Source organism: Streptomyces sp. NPDC056347 (assembly GCF_042262625.1).
Taxonomy (GTDB): Bacteria; Actinomycetota; Actinomycetes; order Streptomycetales; family Streptomycetaceae; genus Streptomyces.
On record NZ_JBHJQP010000091.1, the window covers coordinates 24,785 to 31,246 of the forward strand.

The 6,462-nt window shown below is 69.4% G+C and carries 5 protein-coding genes; 1 reads left to right on the plus strand and 4 read right to left on the minus strand.

Annotated features, from left to right (window positions below; all coding sequences use genetic code 11):
- Positions 1-38: 38 nt before the first annotated feature.
- The 4 genes from ACFCV8_RS21295 to ACFCV8_RS21310 all read right to left on the minus strand — a co-directional run bounded on the left by ACFCV8_RS21295 (position 39) and on the right by ACFCV8_RS21310 (position 4,779).
- Positions 39-2,135 carry an MDR family MFS transporter gene (locus ACFCV8_RS21295; protein WP_376686960.1) on the minus strand — a complete coding sequence of 699 codons (2,097 nt, stop codon included), beginning with the start codon at positions 2,133-2,135 and terminating at the stop codon, positions 39-41.
- 58 nt (positions 2,136-2,193) lie between these two features.
- Positions 2,194-3,021 carry a hypothetical protein gene (locus ACFCV8_RS21300; protein WP_376686961.1) on the minus strand — a complete coding sequence of 276 codons (828 nt, stop codon included), beginning with the start codon at positions 3,019-3,021 and terminating at the stop codon, positions 2,194-2,196.
- Between the two features lie 66 nt (positions 3,022-3,087).
- The gene (locus tag ACFCV8_RS21305) at positions 3,088-3,351 is read right to left on the minus strand and encodes a hypothetical protein (protein WP_376686962.1); all 264 of its coding nucleotides are present in this window, start codon (positions 3,349-3,351) and stop codon (positions 3,088-3,090) included.
- 213 nt (positions 3,352-3,564) lie between these two features.
- On the minus strand, positions 3,565-4,779 hold the full coding sequence (locus ACFCV8_RS21310) for a helix-turn-helix domain-containing protein (RefSeq protein ID WP_376686963.1): 1,215 nt from the start codon (positions 4,777-4,779) through the stop codon (positions 3,565-3,567).
- Positions 4,780-5,744: 965 nt separating this feature from the next.
- Here ACFCV8_RS21310 and ACFCV8_RS21315 point away from each other — a divergent pair.
- Positions 5,745-6,395, plus strand: a complete 651-nt coding sequence (locus ACFCV8_RS21315; protein ID WP_376686964.1) for a hypothetical protein — start codon at positions 5,745-5,747, stop codon at positions 6,393-6,395.
- The last annotated feature ends 67 nt before the right edge of the window (positions 6,396-6,462 follow it).

Below are 6,462 nucleotides of genomic sequence, written 5' to 3' on the forward strand. Positions count from 1 at the left end.
CGCCGACCTGGGGCGGGACCACGGATGCCCCCGCCCTGTCAGCCCCCCGTCCCCACCAGGGACTTCTCCGGCGACGACGACGGTGAGGGTGACAGCGACTGCTCCAGGTCCTCCGCCAGCAGCCGCTTGGCGATCATGTCCACCGCCGCCCGCAGCTGCCGGTCGTCCGGGCGCGCCCCGTGCTCGTCCAGGCGTTCACCCAGCCACCGCGCCCACGCCTCGGTGATCACCGCCGCCTCCCGGCGCCCGGCGGCGGTGTGCGCGAACAGATGGCCGTCCCCGGAGAGGTAGCCCTCCTCGATCATCCGGTCGAAGACCGGCACCAGGACCTCGTGCGGCAGCCGGTGCCGGGCCGCGATCAGCCGCAGCCCCGCGTGGCCCACCATCCGGGTGTACAGCTCGACCTGCATCACCGCCCAGGCGCCCGCCATGTCCAGCCGGGTGTCCGACTCCGCGACGATCCGCCGGGCGGTGTCCGGCCCGGCCCCGTGCAGGATCTTGGCCACGGCGAATTCGAGGACCCGGGCCGAGTCGCCGGTGGTGGGCTGCGCGAAGCCCTCGCCCATGTCCGTGGAGCCCGCCCGCGCGGTGTCGCGCAGTCTCACCTCCTTCAGGAAGAGCGCCACGACCAGTCCCAGCACCGCGACCGGCACCGTCCACAGGAACACGGTGTGCAGGCTGTCCGCGTACGCCTGGGCCAGCGGTGCGGACTGGGCGGGAGGAAGGGCGTGCAGCCCGGTCGGGCTCTGCGCGGCCTTCGTCAGCGTCGCCGGGTCGCCGCCCGCCTGCGCGGCCGCGGTGATGCCCTCGGCGAGGTTGGGCCTGAGCGCGTTGGCGTAGATCGTCCCGAAGACCGCGGTGCCGAAGGAACTGCCGAGGGTACGGAAGAACGTCACGCCCGACGTCGCCGTACCCAGGTCCGTGTAGTCGACCGTGTTCTGCACGGCGATGGTCAGGACCTGCATGGCCAGCCCGATGCCGACGCCGAGCACCAGCATGTACAGCGACTCCAGCCACACCCCGGTGTCCGGCCCCATCCGGGACAGCAGGTACAGCCCCACCGTCATGACGGCCGAGCCCACGATGGGGAACACCCGGTACCGGCCGGTCCTCGACACCACGTTGCCGCTGAAGACCGACGCGACGAGCAGCCCGATCACCATCGGCAGTGTCCGCACCCCGGACAGGGTCGCCGAGTCGCCGTCCACGTACTGGAGATACGTGGGCAGGAAGATCATCGCGCCGAGCATGGCGAAGCCCACGATGAAGCTCAGCACCGAGCAGACGGTGAAGACCGGGTTCCGGAAGAGCCGCATCGGCAGCATCGGTTCCGCCGCCCGGAACTCCACCAGGCAGAACAGCGCCAGGGCGACCAGGCCGCCCGCGAAGAGACCGAGAATGACCGGCGAGCCCCAGGCGTACTCGTTGCCGCCCCAGCTCGTCGCCAGGATCAGCGCGCTCGCGCCGACCGTGACCATCGCGATGCCCAGGTAGTCGATGACGGGCCGGCCCGCCGATCTGACCGACGGGATCGTCCGGGCCGCGGCGACGACCACCGCGATCGCGATCGGCACATTGACGTAGAAGGCCCACCGCCAGCTCAGGTGGTCGGTGAAGAGTCCGCCGAGCAGCGGCCCGACCACCGTCGACACTCCGAAGACCGCGCCGATCGCACCCTGGTACTTCCCGCGCTCGCGCAGCGGGATCACATCGGCGATCAGCGCCATCGAGGTGACCATCAGACCACCGGCCCCGATGCCCTGGAGCCCGCGCCAGACGATCAGCAGGGTCATGTTGGTGGCGAGGCCGCAGAGGAACGAGCCGGTGATGAAGATGATCGCCGACAGCTGGAAGATGATCTTCCGTCCGAAGAGGTCGCCGAACTTGCCGACCAGGACCGTCGCCACCGTCTCCGCGAGCAGATACGCGGTGACCACCCAGGACATGTGGGCGGCACCGCCGAGGTCCGAGACGATCGTCGGCAGCGCGGTGCCGACGATCGTCTGGTCCAGGGCGGCCAGCAGGATACCCAGCACGATCGTCGCGAAGACGATGTTCCGGCGGCGCGGATCGAGTACGGGCGGCGGCGCGGCGGCACCCTGCGCGGCGGGGGCGGTCTCGCTGGCGGTGGTCACGCTTGCACCCTCACACCGCCCGGTGCCGCGCGCATGTGGGGGACGGCCGGACGGGGCCTCAGGCCAGCAGATCCCGCAGTGACGCCGTCATCCGGGCGGCGAAGGCCTCCCGTACGGACGCGTCCACCCGGTCCAGCGAGAGATACGGGTTGAGGTCCTCCAGCTCGACGAGGAGCAGCTCACCCCCCGCGGTGCGGCAGGCGTCGACCCGCTGGATGCCGTGGTCCAGGCTGTTCCACTCCACGAAGCCGCGGGCGAACGCCAGGTCCGCCGCGTCCGCCGCATACGGCTCCAGCACCCATCGCCGCTCCGGGTCCGGGGCGTACAGCGCGTACTGGAAGTCGTGGTCGACGAAGTAGAAGGACACCTCGTAGCGGAAGTCGATCCGGGGCTGCACGAGCAGGGTGCCGTCCTCGCCCTCCGGCAGCACGGCCTCCGGCACGAACCGGAGCCCCTCCGAGTCCGCGCCCAGCTTCGGCTTGATCACGTACCCGGGTGCCTCGGGCAGCGAGCCCAGATCGGTGGCCCGGTCCACCGTCGGGATCACCGGGTATCCGGCCCGGCTCAGATCGACCAGATACTGCTTGCCCGCCATGTCACCGCGGCCGTGCAGGGGGTTGTAGACCCGGGTGCCCAGCTCACGGGCCCGGGCGCGGAACGCCTCGTAGGCATCCTGGTGGTGCAGCACCGGGCCGCTGTTGCGTATGACGACCGCGTCGAAGCCGTCCAGCAGCGTGGCGGCATCCCGGGGGTGACAGAGCGCGATGTCGAAATCCTCCCGCAGCCGCGCGGTCAGCTGGATGTCCTCGTCGCAGTAGCGCCGACCGCGTGCCGGGTAGGCGAGATCGGTGACGTACAGGACGGACGGTCGGGGTCGGGCGGGCATGGCGGTTCCTCCAGGGGAAAGCGGGCGGGCGGTGGGGCGATGCCCGGCATTCTCCCCTCGGGGTGTTCACCAGGAGCTGTCGGGGCGCACCGGGAGCCGGGGGTGGTGGGCGGCGAGGACCTTGTTGGCACGGGCCAGCTCGGAGAGTGCCTGCTCGCGGTCGGCACGGTCCTCGTCGCACAGGAAAGGGCCGCGGAAACGGCGTACCTCGCGCGCGGCGCACGCCGCCTCGAACTCCGCCTGGAGGATGTGCGGCGGGATGCAGGACCCGATCAGCGCGACGACCCGGTCCGGGATCGGCACGGGGACGAGCAGATGTGAGGCGGTCATGGGGGGTTCCCTCTCGGAATGGTCGACCAGGAGGCGATGTGGGGTGCGTCCGCCGGGTACGGCGGACAACTCCTCCATGTGTACGGGACGCAGTTCCGGGTTTCGCGTTGAGAACGTCTCCGTGTGGCAACCGTTTGAGAGTGACCGCCGATTTCGCATTACTCGTAGGTAAGTTGACGTGAGGTGAGGACTGTGATCACGCCGGACGCGGAGTCAGGGCGTCGATTCCTCGCCGCGGGAGCGCAGCTGGAGCGCCCGCAGGACGGCTTCGGTGGCGAACCGGCTCGCGGGATCGGTCAGCTGCCGGCCGAAGATGGACTCCAGATTGCGCATCCGGTACCGGACGGTCTGCGGATGGACGTCCAGCAGCTCGCCCATGTGGGCGGCGGTGCCCCGGGTGTCGAGCCAGATCCGCAGGGTCTCGACCAGCCGTTCCCGGCGGGTGGCGCTGATGGTGGCGATCGGCGCGAGTTCGCGCTGGGCCAGCTGGTCGACCAGGACGGGGTCGGAGAGCAGCCACAGGGTGGTGAGGTGGTCCTCGCAGAGGACGACGGGGGCGTCGTCGATGACCTGGGTGTCGACCAGTTCGAGCACCCGGCGGGCCCAGCGGACCGAGTCCGAGGCCAGGGCGGTCGGTACGGTGAGGCCGATCGCGGCGTGGGTGCCGAGGAGCGCTTCGTCCAGCATGCGTCTGCGGGCCTCGTCGAAGGGGCCGGGGATCAGTAAGTGCGGCTGCGGATCGCTGAGATCGGCCAGTACGTCGCGGTCCGCCACGGACCGGTCCAGGGTGGCCGGCGGGCGTACGGCGACCAGGGTGACCTGTTCGGGGAGCGTCCAGCCGGTCTGCTCGCAGAGTTCGGCGATGGCGGTGCGCGGCGCGGGGCGTCCGGCGAGGATCAGGTGCAGCAGCCGGCGGCGCATGGCCTCGCTCTGCTCGCCGGTCTGCGACTGCACCTCCAGGAAGCCCTCCCGGGAGAGGGACTCCAGCTCGTCTATGTAGGCGAAGAGCGCGTCGGCGAAGCTGAGCATGAGCGCGGGGGAGAAGTTGTAGCTCCTGCCGACCTTCTTGGCCCGCCGCAGCGCGATCCGGGCCCCGAGCCGGTAGGCGCCCTGGAGCGTTTCCATGGTGCGCCCCTCGTACGCCTCGAAGCGGCCGAACCGGCGGCACATGTCGTCGCGCAGCGAGGTGGAGGCGGTCGGCTCGGCGACCAGGTCCACGAAGGAGGAGAGGCTCTGCTCCACACCGACCCGGATGGCCTGTCCGTTGGGACCGTTGAGCAGCCGGGCGTACTCCGGATAGGCGCGGGTGACCTCTACGCCGATCTCCTTGATGAGGGTCGGGAGTTCGGGCCGCATGATGGCGGCGAACTCCTGGGGGAGCGGCCCGAGCGGATCCCCCGTGTCCGACGGCTGTACGAGTGCTGGCATGACTGTCCCCTCGTTTATCCGGCGCCCGGTGGGGGGTCAGGCGGGGGAGAGCGCTCCCACGAACCGATCAGGTGCGTACCAAGTCCGCGATGAAGATAGACCAAGTCAGCGGTCGTGCCCACCATTTCGACAAGATCGAAGTGCAAGGGGCACATATCCCGGCCGTGTTGTGATGCTTCCGCGCAGGTGGGACGCCGCTGCTCACTTCAAGACAATGTTTTTCGGACAAGTACTCTGCGGACGACAAGAAAGTAACCGTGGGTTACCGGCATCCGGCCGAGGGATTGGTGCGGATTCGTTCCTCTGGCGGACATCCGCCCGAACTGATGCGATCGGGGATGGTTTGCGGACGGTCGTACTTCTGGTGTCGGCGGGTATTCGGGGGCGTGTATTCATTGCCCGGGAAATACTCCGGGATTCGCGGTTCGGGAGAGTTTCCGATCGATCGGAATGGAAATTCGTCGGAGCTTTTTGCGGAAGGGGAGCATCCGGTTGCACGCTCCCGGGGTCGGCGCCCGCGGCGGCCGGGCGCCTGGTGTCAAGGGGCCGTACGTGCCTGGCCGGAGCGTCATTCGGCCGCGCCGAGGCCGATCCTACTGGCGGGTAGACAGGTGATCCGAGGCCGCTTCGGGTACTGCCGAGTGTGTCCGGGGTGAGTGTCGGGGCCCCTGGGGGGCATATGACACGGCCGTAACTACTCACTTTCCGATAGAAGATCGCGGCGATCTGCTGAGTTGTCGCTAAGCTGGAATGCTTTTACCGGCCCGTCCACGGAATTTCTGCGTCGGGTATTGCCGCGTCGGTCTACTGGCTCGTAACGTTCGAGCCGCACGGAGTTCGATCACGCAGCCGAGTCCATCGACCGCTGCGTTCCACGATGTGAGCCGCCCTCGCCGCGAGCCATTCAACGGCACCGGAGCGAGGTAATCGGGTACGTCCAACTCCACTTCCCGGAGGTAAGTTCCGTGAGTAAGACCCTCAGCCGCGCCCTGTTCGCCACCACCGTCGCCGCCGCCGCGCTCGGCTTCGCCGCGACGTCCGCCTCGGCCACCGCCCTCGCGGGGTGGACCGTGACCAACCCCAACTCGGCCGGCACCTTCACCGCGTCGCTCAAGACCGGTACGTCGGCGACCCTGGTCGACACCACCACCGGCCAGCAGGTGGACTGCTCGGTGTCCCCCGCCAGCGGCACCGCTCCGAGCGGTACGTACGGCACCGGCACCGGACTCGCGAAGATCACCGCGGTGACCTGGGGTTCGGCCGCCTCCCCGTGCCCCGGACCGCTCGGCTCCAGCTTCCAGGCCTCGCTCGCCTCCGGTTCCGTCATCAGCATCAATGCCACCAGCTACAGCGGGGGCGTCTCCTCCGGATCGCTGAGCGGGGTCAGGGTCAACCTCGTGGGTGACACCATCCTCGGCACCTGCAACGCCGTGATCAGCGGCTCCGTGAGCAACGTGACGTACAACAACTCGACCGGCGAGCTGGCCATCAACACCGGCACCGGCCTGAAGGTCGAGAGCGCCTCGAACTGCGCCGGTCTGCTCAACGCGGGCGACTCGGCCACCTTCAAGGCGACGTACAAGGTCGCCAACCCGCTGAGCATCGTCTACTCGTGACCCACTGACCGGGCCTGAGGTCCCCCCGCGCCGCTTCCGCATGGAGCCGGCGCGGGGGGACCGGTCC

Coding starts and splice junctions, on each gene's coding strand:
- ACFCV8_RS21300 (WP_376686961.1), bottom strand. CDS start 3,021: ATGCCCGCCCGACCCCGACCGTCCGTCCTGTACGTCACCGATCTCGCC.
- ACFCV8_RS21305 (WP_376686962.1), bottom strand. CDS start 3,351: ATGACCGCCTCACATCTGCTCGTCCCCGTGCCGATCCCGGACCGGGTC.
- ACFCV8_RS21310 (WP_376686963.1), bottom strand. CDS start 4,779: ATGCCAGCACTCGTACAGCCGTCGGACACGGGGGATCCGCTCGGGCCG.